The sequence below is a fragment of the Paenibacillus thailandensis genome, from assembly GCF_042685365.1.
Classification (GTDB): domain Bacteria; phylum Bacillota; class Bacilli; order Paenibacillales; family Paenibacillaceae; genus Paenibacillus_AP; species Paenibacillus_AP thailandensis.
Genome location: NZ_JBHUMY010000036.1, coordinates 1 through 22,710, shown reverse-complemented (window position 1 = coordinate 22,710; position 22,710 = coordinate 1). Strand labels below are relative to the sequence as shown.

Below are 22,710 nucleotides of genomic sequence, written 5' to 3'. Positions count from 1 at the left end.
GCCGTGACGCGCCTCGCTCGATGCACCGCCGGCGTCTGCCGCCCCGCCGGTTGCGCCATGCAGCGTGGCCTGCCGCGGGCCCGCCTCGCCGCCATGCGCCGCCTCGGCGCCGCGCGCTGCCGCGTCATGGCGCGCCGTGCCGCGTTCGGCGTCCAGCGCCAGCTTGGCCGCCAGCGTCACCTGCGGCGGCAGGATGTCCAGTCCGGCGAGCTCCTCGACGCGGGAGAGCGCCTCCCGGACCGGCTTCGCCCAACGGACCGAGCCGTTGTCCATCAGGACGACGCGGTCGCAATAGTCGGCGATGAACTCCGTATGATGCTCGATGACGATAATCGTTTTGCCGTATTGCTCCCTCAGCAGCTTGAGCTTGTCGTAGACGAGTCTGGCGCGCTGAGGATCGAGCTGGGCGACCGGCTCGTCGACGATAATGACGTCCGGATCGAGCGACAGCGCCGCGGCCAGCGCGGTCAAATGCTTTTGTCCGCCGCTCAGCTGCCAGATCCAGTTGTCCTTCAGATGCCCGAGGCCAAGCATGGCGAGCGCCTTCTCGCCGCGGCCCTTGTAATCCGGATAACCGAAGTTGAGCGGCGCAAAGCATACCTCGTCGTAAACGGTCGGCCGGACAAGCTGATTTTCGAAATCCTGGAACACGTAAGCGACCTTGCGCGACAGCGCCGCGACGGAATGTTCGGCGGCCGCGAGGCCCGCCACGCGGATGTCGCCGGTCAAGTCGCCGACGTAATAATGGGGAATCAGCCCGTTTAACGTTTTGCATAACGTCGATTTGCCGCTTCCGTTCGTACCGGCGACGGCGATAAACTCGCCGCGCCCGATCGTCAGGTTTATGCCGCGCAGCGCATCCTTGTCCGCGCCGGGATAACGGAACGTAAGTCCGGCGATCGAAACGATCGGTTCCTTGCCCGTCATATTTTCGAATCCTCGGTTTTCGCGGACGAACGGCCGCGCGTCATGGCGAACAGCGTGACGGCGAGCACGACGGCGGCGGCGCCGACGCTGACCCACATGAAGCCGGAGCCGTACTGCTCGATAAATTCCGGCTCCCATACGGCGAAGTTAATGTCCGCCTCCGACAGAAACTCGGCTCCGCCGCCGATACAGACGAACAGGACGGCGGTCAGAAGCAGTCGCGGCGTAAGCAGCTGGCCGACAGATAACGGCACGCGGCTGTCGCGCGGCTTCATGCCGAGCAGCGGCTCGATTTTGCCGTAAAGGCGGGGTACCAGGAACAGCGTCGGCAGCAGCGAGAACAAAATGCCGGTTACGGCCATCGCGTTCAGGAAGCTGAACCCTTCAATGAGCAGAATGCTTTCCGGAATGCCCGGGACGGCCTCCAAATCCTCCACGCCCGCCCATACTTTGGCGATATCGACGACGGAGCTGAGCAGCTGGTCGATGCCGACCGCGACGAACGAGGCGACCGCCAGCTGCTTCCGGCTTCGCGGGTTGCTGACGAGCATGCCGGCGATGTACATGGCCAGCGAAAATTCGATGAATTTCTCAAGCTCCCCGAGGCCGCCGAATTGACCGAGCAGCAGCTCGCCGAAGATGACCTCCCCGAAGGACGCGCCGACGGCGGCGTACAGCGGGTGGAACAAAATGCATAACGTGAGCGGAATAAAGGCGAAGTATTCGACCTTCAGCTCCACGGGTCCGAGCTTCAGCCCGGGAATCAGCTCGGAGAACATGTTCGAGATGCCGTACAAGGACATCGCGAGAATGAACACCATCAGCTTCTGGGACTGCGTTAATTCGGATCGGCGTTTAAGCGCGGAAACCATCGTTCCAACTCCTCTTTTCTATGAATTGGTTCTACTATAGGAATAAATTGTTAACGGAGCGTCATGGGGATATGGATCTTGTGTAAATTTAATTTCATAATGTGTAAAATGATAAAAAACTTTCACTCGTTTGCAAAAGGAGCTATACTGCAAATACAGGTATTCATTTGAAATGCGGAAAGAGTGGTGCGCCAAATGGCTTCTTTTCAACCCGATTTCGATCTCGCGAAGCTGTCCAAGAGCCAGCAAATCATTGCCAATTACGTATTGGGGGCGATTAACGAAATTCCGTATTGCACGGAGGAGGACATTGCGGCGGCGACCGGCGTCAGCACGGCGACGGTGTCGCGGTTCTGGAAGGCGATCGGCTACGACAACCTGAAAGCGTTCAAAAAGCATCTGCTGCGCAAGGAGCATGCCACGCCGGCGCGCAAAATGGAGCATATTTTAAGCCGGGTGGAGCACGAGGAGGCCGACGTTTTCCGAGAGATCGCGGGGATTGCCGCGGCGAACCTGGACGTATCGGCCGCAAGGCTGGACCGGGGTCAATTCGCGGCCGCGGTGCAGGCCGTTCATGCCGCCCGGACGGTGTATATTTTCGGTTCCGGGGCATCTTCCGCATTGACGGAGCTGCTTCGGTTCCGTCTGAACCGGATCGGCATCCGCGCGGTGCCGACGGCGGGAAGCGGGAGCGAGCTGCTGGAGCAGCTTGTCCATGCGGAGGAAGGCGATATAGTATGGATGTTCGGCTTCGTCCGGCGGTCGCCCGAGCTGACGGTGCTGCTTGAACAAAGCAAAGCTTCGCGCTACGGCACCGTCCTTGTCACGGACCTGCTTCTCTCCGATATGCTGGCGCAAAGCGATATCGTGCTGCAGCTTGACCGGGGAGAGCTGGAAGGGTTTCATTCGATGGCTTCCGCGGTAGCGCTGGTCGAAGCGCTTGTCGTCGCGGTGACCAAGCTGAGAAAAGACAGCGCCATGAACAAGCTGGATCAACTGCATGGGCTGCGCAAAACGTACGCTTCGCTTTTGCCTAAATAACGGTCTCTCAAGTATGGGCCGGAATAACTATTTCCTTGTCGAACCGCAAATTATGATTCCGCTTTCATTGGCGGCGGGATTATAATACGGGTACGGTATAGCAATTTAAAGGAGGGAATGGAAAATGGCACAAACAATGCCGTTAGAGCAGCGGGGCATTACGGCGAGCCGAATCGCGCTCGGCTGCATGGGACTCGGCGGCGGATGGCAGGCGGGCGCGCTGGCCGAGGAGCATTACGATCAGGCGGAGCGGGCGATCGAAGCGGCTTTCGAGGCGGGCATTACGATGTTCGACCACGCCGACATTTACGGCAGAGGACGGTCGGAGCAGGCGTTCGGCGAAATATTGAGGCGCCGGCCCGAGCTTCGGGAGAGGATGGTGCTGCAATCCAAATGCGGCATCCGGCTGGCGGACGACCGCCATGCGCAGCGTTACGATTTCAGCAAGGCGCATATATTGGCTTCCGTCGACGGGATCCTCGAGCGCCTGCATACGGACTACATCGATATTCTGCTCTTGCACCGGCCGGACGCCTTAATGGAGCCGGAGGAGGTTGCGGAGGCGCTGACGGCGCTGAAAGCGTCGGGCAAGGTGCGCCACTTCGGCGTATCCAACATGCATGCGGGCCAGATCCGGTTCCTGCAGCAGGCGCTGGACATGCCGCTTGTGGCGAATCAGTTGGATATGAGCTTGTACCACCTCGATTGGCTCGACCACGGCGTGCTCGTCAACCGGCGCAGCGGCGAGGCGGTCGGCTTCGACCAAGGCTTGATGGAGCATTGCCAAATGAACAATATACAGCTTCAGGCTTGGGGGCCGCTGGCGCAAGGGCGTTTCAGCGGGCGCAGCCTGGAAGGCGAGCCCGAGCATGTCCGAGCGACGGCGGAGCTGGTAGCTCGCCTTGCCCGCGAGAAGGAAACGACCGCGGAAGCCATCGTGCTCGGCTGGCTGATGCGCCATCCGGCGCGCATTCAGCCGGTGATCGGCACGACGAACCCGGACCGTATCCGGGCGTGCGCCGACGCCGTACGGCAGTCGGAGCTGATGACGCGGGAAGAGTGGTACGACTTGTACAATGCCGCCCGCGGCGTCAAAATCCCCTGATGCAAGCCGAAAGGCCCGGCTCCTTCCCCGTTGGAGAAGGAGCCGGGCCGATATGCCGTTTAAGCCGCTCCGGCTTAATGCTCGCCGTCTTCGACGGCAATGCCGAGCTGCTTGTTTTTCTCTTTGAACTTTGCGTTATGGGAAGACACGTACGCCACCTTATCGGCTTCCGGCTCGATGTGCAGCTTCGCGGCGTTCAGCGCGTTGACGGCGTCGGTGAACGTTCCGGCGATAAGCCTTACCTTGCTGTCGTGCTCGGCGAAATCTCCCGCCGCGAAGACGCCCGGCAGGTTCGTACTCATGCCGCTGCCGACCTTCGCCGTCCATTCGCCCATCTCGATTCCCCATTCCTTGACCGGCCCGAAATTATACCGCAGCCCGTGGTTGACGATGACTGCGTCGACGTCGATCCACTCGGTTTCTCCCGTCTCCGCGTGACGGATGCTCACTTGATCGATATCGCGGCCGTTGGCGCTGTGCAACGCCTGGATCGCATACGGCGTCCGCACGCGGCAGGACGATGCCTTCATGCGCGCGACGTTGCGTTCATGGCCGCCGAATTGATCGCGGCGGTGCACGACGGTCAAGCTTGCCGCAATCGGCTCGAGCGCATTCGCCCAGTCGACGGCCGAGTCTCCGCCGCCCGAAATCAGGACGCGCTTGCCGCGGAACGTCTCCAGCTCCTGCACGGTATAATGCAGATTGCTGACTTCGTAACGGTCCGCGCCTTCAATGTCGAGCTTCGCGACCTCCAGAATGCCGTATCCGATCGCCAGCACGACCGTTTTCGTCCAATGCCGTTCTCCCGTCGCGGAGGTCAGCATGATCGTGCCGTCCGGCTGATGCTCCAGCTTCGTGATCTGCTGGCCGAGCACGACGGTCGGATCGAACGTCAACGCTTGTTGTTTAAGCTGATCGATCAGCTTCCGGCCAAGCGTCGGCGGCAGCCCTCCGACATCCCAGATCACTTTCTCCGGGTAGATCAGCAGCCTTCCTCCCAGCTCGTCGCTCGCTTCGATCAGCTTTGTTTTCAAATCCCGCATCCCGCTGTAAAAAGCTGTATACATGCCGGCAGGTCCCCCGCCGATAATCGTCACATCATACAATTCCAGCCGTTCGGACATGTTCCGTTTCCTTCTTTCTATGGTAGGAGGGCGGCGCGGCCAATCGAGCCGCTTGCGCCGTCTTTTCGCAAGTTCTGCTTTCATTATATTTGATAACGATTCTCAACGTCAATTGAATTCTCCACAAACAAGAACGAATCCGATGGCCGATTTTACTTGGTAATTATAGCAATTTATTTTTAACGAAAATTTTACTTCGCGCAATAAAACTATAACCTTACAGAATATAGAGCGTGGAGAAATGAAATTAAAACATTGGATTTCAAGAAAAAACGAAAATGATAGTAAATTTATTGAGTCGTTCTACCGATACCTTAATTATGCCTAGTGCCATGGCGCCGGAAAACGACTGGGTCTTCGGTCCTCGCTTCTCGTTCGAACGAGCGGCAACAGGACCAATTCATGGTTATGTGAAGGATAACATACGGAAGGAAGATCCAAATGCGGAATAGGAGGCTCGTTGCATATCAACAAATCCAATCGATTTGAAGATGTTCCGGATGGAGGTTGGGGATGTAGCAGTATAGATCGTCCGGTAGGCGCGGTCTATCGTTTTAAGCGCAGTTTGCATTTTATCGGGTCGGTTATCAGCAGGTTCAGTCACAATACTTTACTAACTTCATAAAGGAGTATTCAGAACTGTGATTAACTTCAAAAGCTTGCTTAATCTGAATATTGGAAAAAAAATCTTTATCGTGTTTCTGATCGCGATTTTGTTGCCGACTATTCTAGGAAGCGTGCTCTCTTACCGGACGTTTGTAAACAGCTCGCGTGAAGAATTGTTGGAAGATTCAAAAAGCAATGTGGATACGTTGAGCATTATCGTGGACAGGGTCGTCAAACCCGTTATGTACGATACGGACGTCCTTTCGAGAGAGTTTTCGAGTATGGCCAATTTGCGCCAGATGGAGCACAACGCCGAACTGAACCTGGATTCGAACGAAGAGGTTCAAGCCGCTCTGAAGCGGTTTAAAGCGGTACATACCGACGACACGGAAATTATAGGCGTGGCCCTCGACGACGGGCTTTTTGCGATGGAGCCGCAATCGAAGCTGGCGCAAGACTTCGATGCCCGTACGAGGGTCTGGTATACGAAAGCGATGGAGAACAAAGGCAAAGTCGTCATCTCCGATCCGTACGTGTCCGCAGGCTCCGGCAACGTGGTCGTATCGATTGCGAAAACGACGCTCGACAATAAAGGCGTTGCGGTCGTCAACCTTTCGCTTAAGCAATACCTTACGGACACCGTAAACCAGCAAAGAATCGGGGACCAAGGGTTTGCTTTTATATTGGACGGCACCCAAAAAGTATTGACTCATCCAACCATTGCTGCGGGGGAAGTTTACGCGGACGAGAAGGCTTTGAACCAAATGTTCGCTTCGGAATCGGGAATCGTCCGGACGAAAGTCGACGGTAAGGACGCAGAGCTTATCTATACGACAAACGCGTTAACCGGATGGAAAATCATCGGCGTTCTTTATGACAGCGAAGTGGATGCTTTGAAATGGCCGATTATTAAAACAACCGCTTTGGTCGTCGTTTTAGCGATTTTAATACTCGTTGCGGTCGTTGTTCTGGTGAACAGAATGTTCATTCGGCCGATCAAACAAATGACGGCAGTCGCCAAAGACCTGGCACAGGGCAACCTGCAGGAGGCCAACATTCAAATCAGAACAAAGGACGAATTAAGCGAGCTGGCGTCGGCCTTCACCACTCTTATCAAAGAGTTCAGAAGCTTGATCGGCAATTTGTCCGGCGGGATTAACGATTTGTATCATTCCGCGGACGTGCTGAATTCGGAAATCGATAAAGTATCGAGCGCATCCGTTAAGATTTACAGCACCAACGGACGGGTAACGGAAAATTCCGTGGCGCAGGCAACCAGCACGGAGGAAATTTCCCGCGCGGTGCAAGAGAGCGCGGCCGGAATTAGCAGCATCGCGGAAAGCGCGTCCGAGATTAACGACATTTCCGACGAAACGTATCAGAAGGCGCAATCCGGCAGCGAAAGCGTACAGGCCACCGTCAATCAAATGTCGTCGATCGACCATGCGTTGACTTCCTATTCCGAAGTGATTCAGTCGCTTATGGACAAGGCGATGGAGATCGAAAAATTCGCCGCGATCATCAACGGCATCGCGACGGAGACGAGCTTGCTTTCTTTGAACGCAAGCATCGAGGCCGCGCGTGCCGGCGAGCACGGCAAAGGCTTCGCCGTCGTCGCAAACGAAGTGAAGAAGCTGAGCGCTCAATCTTCGGAAGCTTCTAAACAAATTACGGAGCTGATTAAAGCGATCGGCGAGGAAACGACCATTTCCATTGAGTCTTTAATGAAAGTAAAAAATGAAGTTAAAGAAGGCATCGCGCTTAGCGACAATGTCGACGTTTTATTCTCGGGGATTATGGAAAATATGTCGAAGCTAAACGACGAAATTCAAAACTTGAGCGCAATTTCGCAAGAAATCGCGGCCGGTTCCGAACAAATCAGCTCTTCGACCGAATCTTTGTCCCATATGTCGAACAACAATGCTGCCGAATCGAGAAACGCTTTGGAATCGATCGAACAGCAGCAGCAATCGCTTAAACAGCTTCAGGAGCAAGTATCCGTTGTGCTTCAGACGGCGGAAACGACAAAGGATTCCGTTCAAAAGTTCAAACTTTAGGGTAGTAGGGCGACAGCCTTTACTATAAATAAAACACAGCATTGGGAGGAACCGAAAATGAAGAAAAAGCACGTCATCACAGCCGTCGCGGCGATCGGAGCATCCGCGATCCTGCTCACCGGCGCATTTGCGAACGGCAAAGCCGACACTAGCGCGAGCAAAATTCACAACAACACGCTGTTCCAGTATTCGACCATCAATGCGTTGATGAAAGGCCAATTTGACGGCGAAATGACGCTGGGAGAGGTTAAAAAGCACGGCGACACGGGTCTTGGAACGTTCAACGCCGTAAACGGAGAGCTTACGCTGATCGACGGAAAGTTCTATCGCTTTGATTATGAAGGTCATTTCGAGGAAGTGAAGCTGGACGAAAAAACGCCTTTCGTCGCCGCTACTTATTTTAGCCCGGAGAAAACGATCGAAGTATCGAACGTCACTCAAATCTCCGACCTTACCGCTCAGCTCTCGGCAAGCATGGATAAGAAAAATAACTTCTACGCGTTCAAAGTGCACGGAACGTTCTCGTACTTGAAAGTGCGCTCGGAAGAAGCGCAAGAGAAGCCGTACCCGACGCTGCCGGAAGTTCTCGCCCATCAGTCGGAGTTCGAATATGAGAACGTAACGGGAACGATGATTGCGTTCTACACGCCGAATTATGCGGCTATGTTCAACGTGCCTGGATTCCACTTCCACTTTGTGAGCGACGACCGGACGATCGGCGGACATATTCTGAACGCCAAGCTTTTCAAAGGCGTAGCCCAAGTGGATTCGATCTCGAATCTTGACGTATCCCTGCCGCAAACGGAAGAGTTCGCCAACGCGGACCTGACGACCGTTACTCCTGAGGAGATTGAAGCGGTAGAAACCGATAGCAAATAATTTGCAATTGTTTATAGGTTCAAAAACAGGAGGCATTCGTGCCTCCTGTTTCTTTTCCCCGCCGGCTGCCCTTATTATGGCTTTCGTTACGTTAAAAGACGTATGATTCGCCGTCATCCGGAACGAGAACATGGGAAGCGATGCCTTTTTCGTCAATAAAGCTTTTCAATTCGTTTCGGGATAACGTCCAATGATTGACGGCTTCCATATGGCTGACGATTATTTTCGCATCAGGGGCGTGCTTATACACTTCGTAGATATCATCCTTCCCCATGACGAGAGAACCGCCCGTAAGAAACTGATTATCTCCGCCGTTTACGACAATGACCTCCGGTTGATGCGTCTTAATCTCCTCTTGGACCCCTTCATACCATACCGTATCCCCGGCTACATACAACGTTTTTTCGGTGGGGTGCTTGAAGACGACGCCGCATACGAGACCGGTACGTTTCAAAATTTCTCCTCGCCCGTGCTCGCCTTTCGTTTTCATCAATCGGATATCGTGAAAGAACGTATCTTCGCGTAATGCTTCGACATTTTGGAAGCCGGCTTTTCTCACTTCGTCAGCGTCTTCTTCATTTTGCACGAACATCTTGATATCTTTCGGCAATACCTCTTTGGCGGCATCGTCAAAGTGGTCCAAGTGCAGATGCGTTACAATTACGGCGTCTACGTTTATAATATGGTCGAGCGGGAACGGTAAGCTTATTAAAGGATTATTTTGATCCTGTCTTAACGAATTCGGGAACGGCGGATAAGCGCCTTTATCGGCCAGAAACGGGTCGATCAAAAACTTTTTCCCCGCAAATTCAACGACCAGTGTCGCGTTTCTGATTTGCGTCACTTTCATGTTCTCAGCTCCTTTTCTGTTTCTATGTGTAAAGTGTATACGATGGGCTAACCGCTTTTACATACATCAAATCAAGTCGTTCTAACGTTTAACTTGAATTTTGAAAATTTATTGTATGCAGGAAAGGACGTGAATCCATGTTGGATCAAACGGATAGGCGAATATTGGAGGAGTTGTCCAAAAACAGCCGGATCACGATGAAGGAGTTGGGAGAGAAAGTCCATCTGACAGGGCAGGCGGCCGCCGCTCGGGTTGCGAAGTTGGAGGACAACGGGGTGATCGAGGGATATACGATTAAAGTGAATCAAGCGAAATTAGGGTGTTTAGTCCATGCCTTGATTACGATCTACACCAAAGATACGTATCATCAGCCTTACCTTTCATTTATAAAAACACGAGAGAAATACATCCTCAACAATTATAAAATAAGCGGAGACGGCTGCTACATTCTGGAGTGCAAATTTCCGTCCAATGAAGTGCTCGATCAATTCCTGGTGGAGCTCAACGGGTATGCCAACTATAAATTGTCGATTGTCATTAATAAATAGCGGCATGGCATCCGGCATCTTGGACTCGAACCGCAACAAACCTACTCGCGATATGTGCAATAATGTACTATAGGATCTTATATCTAAGATGTAATCTATTGGAGAATAGCCTGGAAGGGGTTTTCTCATGGACATTACATCTTTTTTGATTTACTGTATGATTGCTACGTTTACACCCGGCCCTACCAATATCGTCATCTTATCCACCGTTCATCATTTCGGGGCCAAAAAGGCCATGAACTATACTTATGGAGCAACGTTTGGTTTTGGATTATTACTTGTAATATCTGCATTGCTCAATACGATTCTGCTCACGGCCATGCCGAGAATTATAATTGTGATGCAGATTATCGGAACCGTTTATATGCTCTATCTTGCTTATAAAATCTACAAAACGGATGCGTCAAACCCCACTGTAAACCAAACGCCGGCTACCTTTATGTCGGGCTTTTTTATGCAGTTTCTAAATCCGAAGGTCGTGCTATTTACATGGACGGTTATTCCAACTTTTGTTATGCCCCGCTATAGCTCGAGCCCGGCCGTGACATTAAGCCTTATCGCCATTTTGGTCATTGGGTTTTTGGCGTTTGTGACATGGGTTCTTTTCGGTACGATCTTCAAGGCGTTTTTACAGAAGCATAATAAGACCGTTAACGTATTGATGGCATTATCTCTCGCTTATGCCGCTATCATGATTTGGGTGTAGGCCGTTAACGAAGAGGTGAATGGGATGAACGAATTTATTTATAAAAAATCGGCGGGTATTACGGCGTTATCGGCAAGCATTACCGATTTTACGTATAAAAAGCACGCTCACCGGGAGTATGCCGTTGGAGTAACGGTACGCGGGATTCAAGAGTATACGTTGGAGGGCAGTTTACAATTATCGTATCAGAGCGGCGTCATGCTTTTTCATCCGGAACAGGCCCACGACGGAATGGCACACGATAAGACGGGACTCGATTATGTCATGCTCTATATCGAGCCGGAATTGCTTCTGGAGGTTATTGAAAAAAAGGATATTGTATGTTTTTCAACCCCGATTGTGTATGACGATCGGCTTGCGCAACGAATATTAAGCCTTTCCCGTGCCATATTGAATGAGAAAGACGAGGCATTATGCAGCGAATTGCTTCTGTCCCTCACCGATCACCTCATTCAAACGGAGCTTTCGACAGACAATAAGAAGGACAACGCGCTAATTCGCAAAGCAAAGGACATGCTGCATGCTAATTTCGAAAAGGTGCTTAAGCTCGACGAGATCAGCAATGAGCTTGATTTATCCAAGTTTCAGTTTATCCGATTATTCAAGGCACATACCGGAATTTCGCCCTACCAGTATTTTCTGAACTGCAAAATCGAACGCGCTAAGCAGTTAATTGAAAAAACCAGAGATGTTTATTCCGCAGTAGCTGCGTGCGGTTTTGTTGATTTAACCCATTTGAATAAACATTTTAAAAGCGTATATGGAACGACAGCATTTGAATATTTGTCACATATCAAATGAATGGGGATTGAACGAACGGATAATAGTTGCACCCACGTGTATGTGCAGCTTTAAGGGAACACTTTACAAACCGTAATTTAACAACGTTATTTCAGAGGAAGCGTAACGATTGAAGGTTATGAATTTACGAAGACGGATCAAACAAACGACATTTACGCATATGAAGTGAATAACGGAATTACGTATGGACCACTTAATTATCTACCCAACCAAGAATTTAGTCATATTGGTAACATTTATTTTGATGAGAATTTTGAAAATATCAATATTTGGGCAACGAATTAATGGAGAGGCCTAGATGGAAATGAAGCCTTATTTATTGTTACGGCAACAAGTTATGAACAAGCTATTGATGTACAAAATAAAATGAGGGAAAAATTCGGTATAAATAGATTATTCGTACCTCATGAAGAATAATTAAATTACTCAATTCAAAGAACACCGTTAGGGTGTTCATTTTTTTTACGCCGTCTCAAAATGACGCTTAAGCTGACCGGCATCAAAACAAACACCCGTGATGTTAATAATCGATTATTCAATTGTCATTTAATCATGCTCTAAATACCTTTTTAAAAATATAAACTATAGGGAACCATACCATCACCCCATGTATAACTCCCATAATTGCCGTCATGACGGGCGAGAATAACAACGCTACTAATCCTGCCGTATAGCCGTCTAATATTACTTCTTGTTCTTCTAGAGTCATTTTCCATTGTGAAATGGTAGATGGCGATGGAATGTTGTAAATGGAAGCAGTTCAATCCGATTACTGGTAGAAGAATAGTCGCTTTTGAGCTAAAATTAAATTAGGTACATAGATGGCTCGTAAGAGGCGGTCGGCTAGTCTCCCGGAAGGGAGGTGATGCCTGTGGAGGTAAAAGATGCTTTGACTTTGATGATCGATTTCGGTGCGTTAATTATTGCGCTTCTGACGTTGGTTGTCACACTCGTCTTGGCATTGAACCAAAACAAAAAGAAATAGACCGCCCTCCAGGATAAGGAATCGGTCTATTTCGTCCTGACAGCCAACCGCCCTTTAAAGCGGCTGTGTACTGGGAAGTGTAGATGGTGCGAACATCTACGCTCCTTTTTGCTATTTTAAGCATATCATAGCCGATTTAGTCGTGCAATTCCCCATTCCGATACGCTGCTTAGGATTTGGTAACCACAAGCATATTTATCTGCTTGAATTTCATACCCCTCGGGGAGGGGAACAAATAAGAATACAAAAAAACCCTTGAATATCAAGGGTTTTACGCTTTATGTATGGCGCGCCACGGTGGGACTCGAACCCACGACGCACAGTTTAGGAAAGCGCAGGGTTCGCGGACAAGCTTCGGAATCCTTACGCTGCCTATAACGTTCATTCAGGCGTAGGTACACAGTCTAAGCGTACTCCTACAGTTAACGTTATTTTACCGTATTTGGGCGGTCGTAATCAACCGTCATATTGCGTACGTTTTACCGTATTTTCACTGCGAATTAGCGACGCTAGTTTTCTGATAAGGTAAATGGTAGGGGGTAACGTCTAACGCCGCTAATCCCACGGTAAAACGTCGTTATTACAAAGCCTTAGTAATCCGCGTCAATTTGGAATTTAACCGTTGTCCATCCGGTAAGATCATCCGATGTTATCATTTTCGCCGTTTTCGTAGCACCTTTTTCCAGGTCGGACGCGGAGCCGGTAGCCGTGCCAACGCGGTTATTATTCGCGTCGTAGAATGCGGCCGTAAACACAACGCCACCGTACGCCTTATCCCCGTTATTTGTGACGTCTACCGTAGCGCTCCATCCGAACGTACCGTTTTCCGCTTGGAATTGCGTGAATACGAAGTCTCCCGCTTTAAATACGCTTGTAGGCGTCGAACCTTCGGAAGTGACCGTCACGGTGCCCGTTTGTTGATCGTATCCGACCGTTGCTCCAAGTAATTCGGCGGCGGCGCGCACTGGTACATAAGTCGTTCCGTTAATTACAACCGGGTCCACCTTGGCAACCGTTCCGTTAACCACGAGCGTCAATTTCGAGGCTGCGAATGCTCCAAATCCGATCGACATTCCGAGAGTAGCCGTAATGAGTCCTGCAGCTAAAAGTTTTTTCTTCATCTCCGCATATCCCCTTCTATTAGTTTTCTCTGTAATTCTACCATAAATAGCCGTATAATAGGACGAATTTACCATTTTTGCATTTACGCCATCTCATTAACCGTAAGAACCCGCGCATTCATCCCCGCCAGCAACTCCGTAAGCCTTTTCCGCCGATGCTCGCTTACCGTAACGTACAATATTTCCGGAAATGGACCGTTTCGCGCCTGCCATCGTCCGGTATCGCAGAGCCCACGGTACAGCGCTATTTTGCGTTCATTCTGCGTCGTCGCTTGCGTAACGTCAACCTCGAGAAACGTATAAGGCCCGCCGACCTTAACACGGAATAATGCGTCGGCTATGATCGTCTTGTCGTCCCACTTTACCGTATACTCTACGCGCCATTGCTCCGGACGGTACGCGATATAGACTTCGTTACGTATGACCGTATGTTGAACGTGAAGAGTGCGCCGTCGCTGTGTTTGGCTGCCGATTTCTTTACGGCCGCGAGCGTTTAAATACCAGACCGTTTCGCCCTCCCGGAATGACGAAAGAAACTCGCCCATGTCGGATAATATGCGCGTTGTGTTGCGGCGGCCGCCGAGATTATGGAGTCGCTGAATCTGCGACGTAGTAAGGTAGCCGAACCGGTCACAGCTCGATAGAATTTCCGTCCAGCGGGTTAACTTCGCTTGTGTGCGGGTTTGCGTCAACATGGCGTGGTTCCTCCTTTTGTTTGAACGTGCAAACATTTTCCTCGACGTCGGTGATTTTAATTGGAACCTCGGGATTCCGAAAGTCGTCTTTCGATTTCTTCGGTAACTCCGCAATCAGCTTCTTCGCATCGTCAGCGCTCAAATACGGAGCCTGCAGCGTTTCGTCATATGCTGTCTGGAATATCAAGCGGCCGGGGATGTCCGGTAACGAAGCCGCGTCCGGACTATCAATGACGATGCGCGATTGTACGCCATCACGAGTACGGAAGCATACCGACGCAGCTATATTCGTCTTTATCAAACCGTCTACAACGTCCGCTGACGGTCGCTGCGTAGCTAGCACGAGTAATACGCCGGCCGCACGCCCCTTCGCAGAGAGACGCGTTAGTACCGCCTTAATCTCGTTCTTTAACTTGGCGTCCGGATCGCCGGCCCGCGTCTTGAAATCGGCCAGCTCATCCACGACGAATAACGTTTTCTTACCGGCCCATTGCTGCGTACCATTGGCGGCCATTACCGCATATCGGCGGAGCATTTCGGACTCGACGGCGGTCGCAGCAGTTCTTACGTCGGGTAACGTAGAAGCGAAGCCGGCCACGCACGCCAGGTCGCGGAATATGCCGAGCTCAACGCCGCCTTTTAAATCGCAGAGGTACATATCCGGAGCCGGACCGGTCGCGAGCGTCGTTAGGATCGATCGGAGCATGACGGATTTACCGCCGCCGCTGATTCCGCCGATTAAGAGATGTGGAAACGGCCCGTCGAAGTCGTAATAGCGTGGTTCGCCTCGCCGGTTAACGCCGATCATGATACGGTATGGATGGGGCGACGTCGCCCCAACTGAATACGCCAGCATCGTCGGCATCTTCGCCGTGATTACGTCAACGATTAGCCCGTCGTTCGCATAGCGCATTTCTACGTTATCCGGGTCTACGCGTAACGCCTCCGCCAGCGGCACGCGCTGATCGATGACCTTTTGCGACGATAAGCCGACCGGCAGGCCGACGATAAGCCGCGTGCCCCATTCGAACGGGACCGTTTTATTTACCGAGGGCAGCGCGATTTCCTCTCCGTACGTGACCGTCAGGCCGAGCGTTTTGCAGGCGCTGAGAAAGGATTTACTAAGATCAAAAGATGAATGAAATTTTAAAGATGAGATCAAAGAACCCACAGAACCAACAATTAATCCGATTCCTATTTCCACGAGCATAACGGCCTTCCTCCAACCATTAGTTCTTTCTTTCGTGCGGAATAGAAAAGGACGAGTAGAAACGTAGACAGCGAGCGGATCGGCCAATTCCGTTTAAACGTTCAGTGCCGGCGCAGTATTCGGAATATAACGCGGAATAGTTCGTAAAGAGGGAAGACGAGTAAGGTGCGCAGGGTAATCGGAATATTGGCGTTCTGCTACACGCCGGCCGGACTATTAGATGCGGAGAACGTCCGACCTTCCCGATTGTGTGACGCTGCCTTCAACGTTTCGACCGTGAAAAGCTCCCGTTAAAAGAGAAGCAACGTTAAAAGCCCGTGCATCCATTCATACGCAACCATACCGCCAGCTCCCACGAGAAAGTATCGCCCAAACCGTTTAGCCGCTAGTGCTCCGTCCGTATTGCCCGCCTCCCGACAACGTTTTTCCACGAGTACCGCGCCTAACACGATGATGCCGATCGATCCAAACGTAGCCATGTGTCCGACCTCCTTCCGGAATGTTCCGCTCGAAACCAAAGCGGCATAATATAACGTATGAACGTTTAACGGTCAGTATGCATAAAATAAAAAGCCTCCACTTTTAAGGCAGAGACCTTCATTATTCCTCTTCGTGTTTGACGCTAAATAGATCGTTAGGGGTTATGTTGAGGTAAACACACAGCCTTGCAATTAATTGAGCCGGTATTCTACGGCTGTCGATATCCCGATTATTAATGAGATCATTAATTGTCGATCGGCGATGATCCAAGTCCTTTGATAACTGCAGAGCAGATATTCCCTTTTTCTTCAAGATGTCGCCGAGGTTGCAATGAAGATTCGCTGGGCGCTCTTCCCAATTCATTTCGCTGCACGCTCCTTTTCCCCTGAAATAATTATACGGAAAAAAGATAAAATTATCTATTGACCGTTAAACGATCAGGTGGTATATTTTGACTATGATGAACGTTAAACGTTCAATTGGACATGCTAAATCCATGAGGAGGTTTTAAATTATGCACCGTTTGCGCTATGTTCTCCGTCCCGACGGACTCTTCTTCGTATCTATTCTCGATCGCCCAACGCCAGTATCTTTCGTATCGCAACAACGCTTTTTTATCCGCACAACCGGTATCGCTCCGAATAAGACGCTCGGCACCGTACGAGTTAACGACGTTCAACTTCGTGCTCTTGGTGTTCTGCCCGCGAAGGAGGTGACGTTCGATGCTTGTACTCCAATCGCTGCAGACGCCATCTAATCGTCGTACCGTTCGCGGCCGATACATCGCGCGAGTGCTCGGTGCTCTCGTCGGGGAGTTTATCCGCTCCGCATTCGGAGCTGCATTGCGATGAGCAGGCGCTTTCATATTCTGCCGATCTATAACGGTCCTGAGTCGCTCTTGCGTGGCTTGCCTCGTTTCGCTGACGAGCACGGTGAGTACGTAACTGTGAACGATAACCAATTTTATACGGAGGTGTTTCCGGTCATGAGTAAAACTGTACGTCGAATCGCTTATCTCTTACGGAAAATGAACGCATATCAAATGCAACGTTACGCTTATTTCCGCCGCTCATCCGCTTACACGCCGCCAGCTTCACGCTACGATCGCTTATTAGCGTATAAAGACGCGCTTAACGCCCGAATTGAAGCGGAGAGGAGCGCCGGATTATGAAGAAAGTCGCCTATTACGTACCGACCGATAAGGAGCGCATGCTTTATCTGGCCGGAAACGAAACGTTTGTCGCTGAATTGCTGATGACTGCGTTCCTAATGTGGACAGAGAAACCGGATTCGGATACTTACAACGGGCCGCCAGTCTTGATCGGTCAATTTTCCGGCCAACGCAATAATATCGGAGGCTATGACGGTCGCTTCACGTTTCGCGGCCGAATTTATGACGTTGTAGATTCAATCGTAACCAACCCGCCCGATGAGTCCGCAGCGGAAGCGGACGAAACCTAGCGCCGTGCTTGGCGCGATGGTCGCGGATATCCGCTACGAGGGAGTAAGCGCAACGCTCCCCTTTACATATAAATCGCTATCCCGCGCCCGATCGCGCCAACGACCGAGCGCTAATTTTATCCGGTAGTGGCGCCAAACGCTGCCGTTCCCTTTGCGTCGCGGTTTATCCGCTTACGGTGCGCCAACATCGTTTAGGCTGACACTCTCTTATCATAACGTGCTCGATCATGGCGCCAAACGTGGTCGAGCGGTTTCGTTTGAATAGTAATACGGGAGAACATTCGTTCGGTTTCAATTATTGTGAAAATTTATTTTGACTTTTCTGTATTTACAAAAACATCCCAATTTATTACTGTATATACATAAGTGTTACTTCGCATTTTTGTATATACAAAAAGAGGTGTTACCGATGGAGACGGAAATTGTACGGTTGTTCTTGATGGGATATTCATTAAACAAAATAAAGAGGGACCTAAACATTGAGGATCAAAAGATAGTACTGCAGATACTACACCAAAACAATGCCACATCGACTCTTTTAGCAGAACAAGTAGAGAAATTAAAAACCGGCTCTTACTCGCCCTTTTTTGCCTCTAACTCACTCGGCCGCTCAAAATTACCTGAACATAGGAAACGGAAAATTCGTCAGGTTAGAATATCCGACGAGGAACTAAAGAGGCTGGGCAATCCAAACTCAACAAAAATGCGAGATATGATGTTTAACTTTAAAAAGTTAGAGGAGTTTGTTCGGTACCTCGGGGAACATGGAATTGAGTTGGTGCCGCCGACTATTCTGCATAAGACTATAAATCCTAACGACCCATTTTGGAAAGGTGCTTATGAAGATAATTGGTGGGTGTTCACAGAGATAGTCAATAATAAAAGATACTGGCAGGACGCAAAGGATGCGATGAAACGATGAACTTTTTCGAAGCAATCGAACGCTATAAATCCGCTGGCGACCACCGAGCTCACGAAATGGTACGCGATGTAATGCGCACTTACGACTTCATGCAGCGCGGCATGGACGATCTGCCTGGTCCGGAATATTACGTTGCGTTTCGCTGCTTACGTCTGTTATCCGGCAAGCTCTCAACGATTAAATATACGTATGCCGACTACGGGCTTCATACGAAAGAGGATTCGCCAGAAGGAGTATTCGCGGAACATGTACGTATGCTCCGTGACTGGACCGGTATCGAGTTGACGGTCGAAAACTATCCGGAGCTTGAACGTTATCTGAGCCGCTACTTCGTGACGTCCTTTTTCGAGTTGCGTGCGGCTTACGAGACTATTTTAGGTGAGCGGTCTTCGTTATGGATGGAGTTAACGCGAGAAGTTGTCGACGAGCATTGGGAAGCGATCGCGACGGCATTATCGTACGCATTCGAACGCGTGGATACCACGAGAACGGAGAAAGAAGTCGTCCGCTACATTAATACCGCAGTCAAAACGGATTACATACGCAGTCAATTCAGCGGTCTCCGCCGAGTACGTCGTGAAGGCCGGACACGCTATGTCGAGCCGAAGTATTACGGGCCGGAATACGCCATACTCGGAACGAATAACGGGAATCTCGGCGCGCTGTCGTTACGCCAACGCAAGCTATACGATAAGATGGAGGCGATCGTAAAGGAAGATGCGAAGGCCGGCCGGTTCGAATCGTATCACGTTGACCATAACGGAGGATACCGAATCAAAAACCGTTACGTAGCCGAGCGCTTGGGTATGCACGAGCTGAGCGTAAGTCGTGCGTTGCGGCGGATGGAAAGTGTTATATAATGGCGTATTAGTTTAGGAGGATAGAAGGGGAAAAGCAAGAATTTTTTCTGTATTACCCCCCTATAAAAATCGCTGTTTTGCGCCTTTACGTATGTGCGGACTATTGTATTTTGCCCCTTTAGTTGGCTATACGTATAGGAACACATAAAACACGATAATTTACCTGGAAGGGTCTTTATTAACCTTATATTTATCAAGGTTTCACGGCTATATACATTGAGGAAGCAAAACGCCAGACGTTCCGGATGCCTATCGGAGCGATCGGCGTGTTTTTATTTACGCATCTAGTTCCGAAATCTGAACGTAAAGGAGGACGTTAATATGTCAATCGTCAACGAAGGTAACATCGGAATCTTACGCGAGATATACGGCCACTCTCTCGATGAATGGGGCGCGCTAATGGACGTAAGCGGCCGATTTGTCCAATACGTCGAAAAGGGTGCGCGGAATCTGCCGAAGACTCGGGCGGAAATGTTAGAACGCGAATTAGAGTTAACGCCGGAGAAGCTTGCGCGATTAACCGCTTTATACGAAGAAACACGTTTAACGTAGAGTTCGCGTCGATTCATAGTGAATCAGCGTGAACATTAAAGAATTGGCTGCGGGGTAAACCGCCCCTTGCCACGAATCCGGCCAAAAGCGGGCCGAATCCGGACTATAGTTATTTTGACGTCGTTCTTTTCAACGTAAACTAATTCAACGTAGAAATAGTCATCACTCCATTCGTCCACGGTTTTAAGGACGGATGGGCAAGGAGCGAAGCGACGCGTAAGGATATCGGTTTTCTATCTCGGTATAGGGGCGTCGATACAAAAAGAGATTGATTACAAGAGAAGAGGGAAAGACTTGGCTAAAATCGCTGGAATCCCGCGTGGCTCTAAGCGTTGCGGCGATTATAGTGTGTTCCCGAAAAGACACCTAATTGGCCTGATTTGTTCCCGAAAAGACACCTAATTTTGAGGAGGGCGTAATGAGCGCAGAATCAACGCGTGAATGGAAAGGCATGCAGATCCGGCAGAAGTCGCGCGCACTTGGCGCACTGCAGAACGCATCTATCGTTGACGGCGCAGTAATCGCCCCGGACGGCGTTGACGTTTCCCATCGAATAGAGGTTACGTTACGTAAAACGATATCACAGCAACGCCACGCACGTAATCAGAGCGTTATGGGTCGGTTTACTGAAGAGAACGGCGGTTACGTCACTACGTTCTTTGAGTCATGCGTGACGATGGCAGAGCGGTTCCCGTCGCTGACACAATCCGATATCGCGCGCCTTATGTTCCTCGGAACGTATACGGGCTATGATGACGGGTATCTCCGTCACGATAACGGCCGCAAACTGGATCGAGCCGCGGTTCAAAAGCTAATCGGAATTAGCCGCGCTCGGTTCACGGAGTTTTACGGCCGCCTGGTCGCGGAAGATATCATTCGAGAAGATGGCGTCGGTCTGCTCGTTAACCCTACGGTGTTTCAACGCGGAGAGCCCGGCGACGCCGCGGCCGACATGCAGCGTATCCGTATTTACCGTAGAACCGTGCGGGACCTCTACGAAAAGTACGGCAAGGGCAGAGACGTCAAGCAACTTGCGATCGTGTTCGCGGTTATTCCGTTTCTTCATTACAACGTAAACATCATTTGCTATAATCCGCAGGAATATTACGTCGACAACATCCAGCCGATGACGGTCGATAAGCTGGCGGCGCTGCTCGGATACTCACAAACATCGAAGCTTAAAGCGGCGATGAACGGTATTAAACTCGGAGACAAACCGGTGTTCGTTTTCGTTGAGGACGTTCACGATAAGCGTAAGCGTCGTATTATCGTAAATCCGCGCGTAGTGTTTGCCGGGAATCACGAAGGCCTGGCGCAGACTCAGGCAATAGCAGTTCTATTCAATTAAAGCGCAGAAGGCGACGCCGCCCGAAGCGCTATTTTTATGCCGTCCGAACGTACACGACGATAAACTGCTACGGGATTTATGCGGGGATACAAATATTCGGAGGTTACCGCGCGCTCCACAAAGGAAGAACGAAATGGATAAATTTATCACGGTTAATCACACGATCGAGGACGTCAACGGCACGCCGCACCACGTTGTAAGGCTGTATACGCCGAATCAAAAACAGTTCGAATACAAAATCGGGAGATGGCCGGTAACAGAGACCGATGATAGCTTAGACGCAATTTGGTCCGGAGTTTTCGAGGCCGGCGAATTGTGCAAAGAGTTTGGCGTAGATAGTATCGCCGTGCATTCTACGGATACCGCGGCGTTCGCAGCGTATAACGCGGAGGTCGATGCGCTTTGAACCGCCTCCAATCGCTAGCCAAACGCCAATGCGCAACGTTTGATACGTCGACGGAGGATCGCTGCTTACTCGATTGTCAATGCGTATTCTTCCGCCAGTCAGGCGGCCGCTGCCGTTACTTTGAAGAAGCTGTTCTTCCCGTTGATCCTAAACTTGAACGCGCGTATCGAATCGAGCGCGGCTTAGCAGACGGGAAAAAGGACGTTTGTCGTAAATGCTCATCGCCATTTGAGCGTAAATCTAATCGGCAGACTTACTGCACGGCCTGCGGCGTAGAAGCTTCTCGCAAAGCGCGTAACAAACGGGCAAGAAAATACCGAGAGAGTAACGCTTTAAACGGCGGAAAGTAAGGCTATCGCGCGATTTATGCGGCAGTATAGACGTTCAACTTTAGCGGGAGGGTGAAACTACCTTTTCCGCTGTTTTGCGTTCTAAAGCGTTATTTTCGGAGGAGGTAACGTCATGCTTTACGTCTCATCTATCGAAAAAATTAACGCCTGGAGTAAGAGAGCAACCATAACCGAGTCATCAACGGGAGAGGCGATCGGGGAGTTAACCTTTGGAGAGGATGCGTCGGACCAAAGAATCCGGATGATGGCGCCGCTCTTACTTAAACAACAAAAAACAAAGCGGAGGAAATCGAATGTACAAAGAAGCAAACGTATGGGAAGGCCTGCAGAGCGAGGAAATGGCGGAGGTGAACGCCTTAATTCAACCGTCGATAGCGAAATCACGCTGCCGTGGAAAAAACGAGGCTAGTGGTCCGGTGTACCAGCCGGTCAGCCCCTCGAAGCATGTCGGGAAAGTCGTTTTCTTTAACGCAGAACGCGGCTTCGGAATGATCGGTACGGACGGTATCTTTCTGCACGTATCTAACGTAGTCGACGGCAATGCCGCATTTTTACGTAAAAACTCGATCGTTGCTTACGAGGAAGGCGTAGACCGGCGTGGGCGAACACAAGCCGTGGATGTTCAACTGGTTGCAGAGGAGGCGAATTAAATGCAACTTGACCGTATCCTTCAATTACGCGAGGAAAAAGCGCAGCTTTACGAAGCCGTGCGAGTGCGCGGACGTCACGCACTTTCCGACCGAGCCAAGTACGCGGCAATCGCGCGAGTAGGCGAAATCGATCGGGAGATCGCGGATACCGAAC

At 50.7% G+C, this 22,710-nt stretch carries 27 protein-coding genes; 18 read left to right on the top strand and 9 right to left on the bottom strand.

The genetic code is table 11. The features are described from left to right. A partial coding sequence (locus ACFSW5_RS22170) for an energy-coupling factor ABC transporter ATP-binding protein (RefSeq protein WP_379278122.1) occupies nt 1-927 on the bottom strand: 927 nt, incomplete at its 3' end. Then, the gene (locus ACFSW5_RS22165) at nt 924-1,799 is read right to left on the bottom strand and encodes a cell division protein FtsQ (RefSeq protein WP_379278118.1); all 876 of its coding nucleotides are present in this window, start codon (nt 1,797-1,799) and stop codon (nt 924-926) included. The genes ACFSW5_RS22165 and ACFSW5_RS22170, both read right to left, overlap by 4 nt. A 195-nt stretch (nt 1,800-1,994) precedes the next feature. Between ACFSW5_RS22165 and ACFSW5_RS22160 the strand changes: the two genes are divergently transcribed. Together ACFSW5_RS22160 and ACFSW5_RS22155 are read left to right on the top strand one after the other, a co-directional pair. Beyond that, nucleotides 1,995-2,840 (top strand): MurR/RpiR family transcriptional regulator, encoded by an 846-nt coding sequence (locus tag ACFSW5_RS22160; protein WP_379278115.1) that lies wholly within the window; start codon nt 1,995-1,997, stop codon nt 2,838-2,840. A 124-nt stretch (nt 2,841-2,964) separates the two neighbouring features. Continuing rightward, on the top strand, nt 2,965-3,945 hold the full coding sequence (locus ACFSW5_RS22155; protein ID WP_379278113.1) for an aldo/keto reductase: 981 nt from the start codon (nt 2,965-2,967) through the stop codon (nt 3,943-3,945). A 74-nt stretch (nt 3,946-4,019) separates the two neighbouring features. Here ACFSW5_RS22155 and ACFSW5_RS22150 read toward each other — a convergent pair whose 3' ends face one another. Beyond that, nucleotides 4,020-5,069, bottom strand: coding sequence for an NAD(P)/FAD-dependent oxidoreductase (locus tag ACFSW5_RS22150; protein WP_379278111.1), 1,050 nt, complete (start codon nt 5,067-5,069; stop codon nt 4,020-4,022). 641 nt (nt 5,070-5,710) lie between these two features. Here ACFSW5_RS22150 and ACFSW5_RS22145 point away from each other — a divergent pair. Together ACFSW5_RS22145 and budA are read left to right on the top strand one after the other, a co-directional pair. Continuing rightward, nucleotides 5,711-7,732 (top strand): methyl-accepting chemotaxis protein, encoded by a 2,022-nt coding sequence (locus tag ACFSW5_RS22145; protein WP_379278109.1) that lies wholly within the window; start codon nt 5,711-5,713, stop codon nt 7,730-7,732. Between the two features lie 57 nt (nt 7,733-7,789). Then, a complete protein-coding gene (gene budA / locus ACFSW5_RS22140) occupies nt 7,790-8,611 on the top strand; it encodes an acetolactate decarboxylase (protein WP_379278106.1) in 822 nt (273 codons plus the stop codon). A 91-nt stretch (nt 8,612-8,702) separates the two neighbouring features. Here budA and ACFSW5_RS22135 read toward each other — a convergent pair whose 3' ends face one another. After that, nucleotides 8,703-9,461, bottom strand: coding sequence for an MBL fold metallo-hydrolase (locus ACFSW5_RS22135; RefSeq protein WP_379278104.1), 759 nt, complete (start codon nt 9,459-9,461; stop codon nt 8,703-8,705). A gap of 137 nt (nt 9,462-9,598) precedes the next feature. Between ACFSW5_RS22135 and ACFSW5_RS22130 the strand changes: the two genes are divergently transcribed. The 4 genes from ACFSW5_RS22130 to ACFSW5_RS22115 all read left to right on the top strand — a co-directional run bounded on the left by ACFSW5_RS22130 (nt 9,599) and on the right by ACFSW5_RS22115 (nt 12,501). Beyond that, nucleotides 9,599-10,009, top strand: a complete 411-nt coding sequence (locus tag ACFSW5_RS22130) for an Lrp/AsnC family transcriptional regulator (protein WP_379278102.1) — start codon at nt 9,599-9,601, stop codon at nt 10,007-10,009. Nucleotides 10,010-10,136: 127 nt separating this feature from the next. After that, nucleotides 10,137-10,715, top strand: a complete 579-nt coding sequence (locus ACFSW5_RS22125) for a LysE family translocator (RefSeq protein WP_379278099.1) — start codon at nt 10,137-10,139, stop codon at nt 10,713-10,715. Nucleotides 10,716-10,739: 24 nt separating this feature from the next. Continuing rightward, on the top strand, nt 10,740-11,516 hold the full coding sequence (locus tag ACFSW5_RS22120) for an AraC family transcriptional regulator (RefSeq protein ID WP_379278096.1): 777 nt from the start codon (nt 10,740-10,742) through the stop codon (nt 11,514-11,516). Between the two features lie 871 nt (nt 11,517-12,387). Continuing rightward, nucleotides 12,388-12,501 carry a putative holin-like toxin gene (locus tag ACFSW5_RS22115; RefSeq protein WP_379278094.1) on the top strand — a complete coding sequence of 38 codons (114 nt, stop codon included), beginning with the start codon at nt 12,388-12,390 and terminating at the stop codon, nt 12,499-12,501. 590 nt (nt 12,502-13,091) lie between these two features. Here ACFSW5_RS22115 and ACFSW5_RS22110 read toward each other — a convergent pair. From ACFSW5_RS22110 to ACFSW5_RS22090, 5 genes are all read right to left on the bottom strand, one after another. Next, on the bottom strand, nt 13,092-13,622 hold the full coding sequence (locus ACFSW5_RS22110) for a stalk domain-containing protein (protein WP_379278091.1): 531 nt from the start codon (nt 13,620-13,622) through the stop codon (nt 13,092-13,094). An 83-nt stretch (nt 13,623-13,705) separates the two neighbouring features. After that, nucleotides 13,706-14,317, bottom strand: a complete 612-nt coding sequence (locus ACFSW5_RS22105) for a replication-relaxation family protein (protein WP_379278089.1) — start codon at nt 14,315-14,317, stop codon at nt 13,706-13,708. Next, a complete protein-coding gene (locus tag ACFSW5_RS22100) occupies nt 14,253-15,527 on the bottom strand; it encodes an FtsK/SpoIIIE domain-containing protein (RefSeq protein WP_379278087.1) in 1,275 nt (424 codons plus the stop codon). Before ACFSW5_RS22100 ends, ACFSW5_RS22105 begins: the two co-directional genes overlap by 65 nt. Before the next feature lie 290 nt (nt 15,528-15,817). Beyond that, a complete protein-coding gene (locus ACFSW5_RS22095; protein WP_379278084.1) occupies nt 15,818-16,006 on the bottom strand; it encodes a hypothetical protein in 189 nt (62 codons plus the stop codon). A gap of 121 nt (nt 16,007-16,127) precedes the next feature. Continuing rightward, the gene (locus ACFSW5_RS22090; RefSeq protein WP_379278082.1) at nt 16,128-16,370 is read right to left on the bottom strand and encodes a helix-turn-helix domain-containing protein; all 243 of its coding nucleotides are present in this window, start codon (nt 16,368-16,370) and stop codon (nt 16,128-16,130) included. Between the two features lie 151 nt (nt 16,371-16,521). On the opposite strand from ACFSW5_RS22090, the gene ACFSW5_RS22085 reads away from it, so the two are divergent. The 10 genes from ACFSW5_RS22085 (at nt 16,522) to ACFSW5_RS22040 (ending at nt 22,556) form a co-directional block, all read left to right on the top strand. Then, entirely contained in the window at nt 16,522-16,764 is a 243-nt protein-coding gene (locus tag ACFSW5_RS22085) for a hypothetical protein (RefSeq protein WP_379274560.1), read from the top strand. Nucleotides 16,765-16,854: 90 nt separating this feature from the next. Next, nucleotides 16,855-17,178 carry a hypothetical protein gene (locus ACFSW5_RS22080; RefSeq protein ID WP_379278080.1) on the top strand — a complete coding sequence of 108 codons (324 nt, stop codon included), beginning with the start codon at nt 16,855-16,857 and terminating at the stop codon, nt 17,176-17,178. Next, nucleotides 17,175-17,468, top strand: coding sequence for a hypothetical protein (locus ACFSW5_RS22075; protein WP_379278078.1), 294 nt, complete (start codon nt 17,175-17,177; stop codon nt 17,466-17,468). The genes ACFSW5_RS22080 and ACFSW5_RS22075 overlap by 4 nt, the downstream gene beginning before the upstream one ends. A gap of 409 nt (nt 17,469-17,877) precedes the next feature. Continuing rightward, on the top strand, nt 17,878-18,390 hold the full coding sequence (locus tag ACFSW5_RS22070) for a hypothetical protein (protein ID WP_379278076.1): 513 nt from the start codon (nt 17,878-17,880) through the stop codon (nt 18,388-18,390). Further along, a complete protein-coding gene (locus ACFSW5_RS22065; RefSeq protein WP_379278074.1) occupies nt 18,387-19,250 on the top strand; it encodes a hypothetical protein in 864 nt (287 codons plus the stop codon). Before ACFSW5_RS22070 ends, ACFSW5_RS22065 begins: the two co-directional genes overlap by 4 nt. 321 nt (nt 19,251-19,571) lie before the next feature. Then, on the top strand, nt 19,572-19,802 hold the full coding sequence (locus ACFSW5_RS22060) for an XRE family transcriptional regulator (protein WP_379278072.1): 231 nt from the start codon (nt 19,572-19,574) through the stop codon (nt 19,800-19,802). Between the two features lie 418 nt (nt 19,803-20,220). Further along, a complete protein-coding gene (locus tag ACFSW5_RS22055; RefSeq protein ID WP_379278070.1) occupies nt 20,221-21,150 on the top strand; it encodes a hypothetical protein in 930 nt (309 codons plus the stop codon). Nucleotides 21,151-21,283: 133 nt separating this feature from the next. Next, on the top strand, nt 21,284-21,556 hold the full coding sequence (locus ACFSW5_RS22050) for a hypothetical protein (protein ID WP_379278068.1): 273 nt from the start codon (nt 21,284-21,286) through the stop codon (nt 21,554-21,556). Then, entirely contained in the window at nt 21,553-21,906 is a 354-nt protein-coding gene (locus ACFSW5_RS22045) for a cysteine-rich VLP protein (RefSeq protein ID WP_379278066.1), read from the top strand. Before ACFSW5_RS22050 ends, ACFSW5_RS22045 begins: the two co-directional genes overlap by 4 nt. Nucleotides 21,907-22,199: 293 nt before the next feature. After that, nucleotides 22,200-22,556 carry a cold-shock protein gene (locus ACFSW5_RS22040; protein ID WP_379278064.1) on the top strand — a complete coding sequence of 119 codons (357 nt, stop codon included), beginning with the start codon at nt 22,200-22,202 and terminating at the stop codon, nt 22,554-22,556. Nucleotides 22,557-22,710: the final 154 nt, after the last annotated feature.